The organism is Intestinimonas sp. HCP28S3_D6, assembly GCF_052065695.1.
GTDB lineage: Bacteria > Bacillota > Clostridia > Oscillospirales > Oscillospiraceae > Intestinimonas.
Genome location: NZ_JBQHTM010000119.1, coordinates 1 through 1567, shown reverse-complemented (window position 1 = coordinate 1567; position 1567 = coordinate 1). Strand labels below are relative to the sequence as shown.

At 45.7% G+C, this 1567-nt stretch carries 1 protein-coding gene; it reads right to left on the bottom strand.

The genetic code is table 11. The features are described 5' to 3' along the window. Positions 1 to 600: 600 nt before the first annotated feature. The gene (locus tag ACTNBK_RS16980) at positions 601 to 1335 is read right to left on the bottom strand and encodes an ImmA/IrrE family metallo-endopeptidase (protein ID WP_441147870.1); all 735 of its coding nucleotides are present in this window, start codon (positions 1333 to 1335) and stop codon (positions 601 to 603) included. Between the last annotated feature and the right edge of the window lie 232 nt (positions 1336 to 1567).

Genomic DNA, 1567 nt, shown 5'->3' with positions numbered 1-1567 from the left:
CGGCTGCGGCAGCATCGCCCAGGATGGAAGCCAGCGGCTTCCATCCTGACCGACGCTCTGATTAACTAAGTTCTACCGTGCAGGTGTCCAGCTTGCACTTGCAATTTGCGTTAGAAAAATTTTTTGAAAAATATTTCTGTAGCGTCCAGATATGAAAAATGCTCATTCAACTCTGCCTGAGAGCCGAATGAGCGTAAAAAGAGCCGCTTGATCTCGCTGGCACGCGCCGTTGAGCTTCTCCACCGTTTTGGTGGAGAAAAATCATCAAGCGGCACATGGGAAGTCAGCGCATCAAGCGGCTCCGGGGCACAATCTTCGATTATTTTATTTTCGGAAGCTGTTTATGCTCTGCGGAAAGAGACAGGCGGGAATCCAACATTCTCTCCGCAATTAGGGCATTTGATAAACGAATAGCCGTGGGTCCCACGGGACAGGATTTCAATCTTATGGTCGCAATAGGGACACAGGCGGGCCAGCGTTATGCTGCTGCTCCTGGCGCACTCCGCCCGGAGCCTATCCTGCTCCGCCTTAACTTGGGCATAACGGACTGGATTTTCGGTTCTGATATTGTATCGTGGCATAAGAAAGATTCCCTCCAGTTCAAAACAGTTCTTCCTCGTCCGGCTCAATACGGACAAGAGCATACGGATCTTTCAAATCATTCCGTGTCAAAAGTCCAAGCTGCTTTAGTCGGATGGAGAGGGCAGCTTTGGATACCCCCAGGTTTTCTGCCATTGTTGCAAATGCCTGATACTCTTTGGGCGCAAATACACGGTTTAACATACGGATTTTGGAGTACAATCCCACTGCTTTCATCTGTTTCACCAATAGATCCAGCGGCATTAAAATGGCAGCTGTCAGCATATTAACACGCCATTCTTCCCAGTCCACTTGTCTCCCGCCATACCGTATGGAGGAATCTGTGCAGCAATAGACATGTCGATGGTTTATACCTGAGGCATATTCTTTTGGAAAAAGCATTTTGAGAATCTGATGACTGGCCTCATGGACAAGGGTAAAATGCAGCCGTCCGGGATTTGCATCTGGCTCTGTTAGAGCGGATTCGATCAGAACCGTCTTGCCGTCCAGGAAAAAATGGGTCGGATTCTTGTTTTCATAAACCCTGACTCCTACCTGATCAAAAGCGGTCATGCCAAGAATAGAACCATCAATGGACAATGTCCGATATGTAATATCAAGGCCAAGAAGATCCTGAATCAAAAGCTCTGGGCAAACCCGTTGGCTCATAGGACCCGTAGTTCCAACCATTCTCTGATAAGCATTTATCACCCGTGTGGCAATAGCTTCTATTTCTCTTTTTGATAGGTATGGCACGTCGTCCCCTCCCTCCGGATGTAAACTATTATAATTATCTCAAAAGGATATGTCAATTCATATTTTATCTTTATAGGATAAATACATTGACTTGCTTAACAATGGAATCTATAATATTTTTATCTAAGGAACCTCTGAATAAAAGCCTTTATCCTGTTTCTACTCAATGTATTAGCCGCCATTTGCGCTTGGTTAAGGTGATTTCAGTGCAAAATAGCCATTATTTATCTGC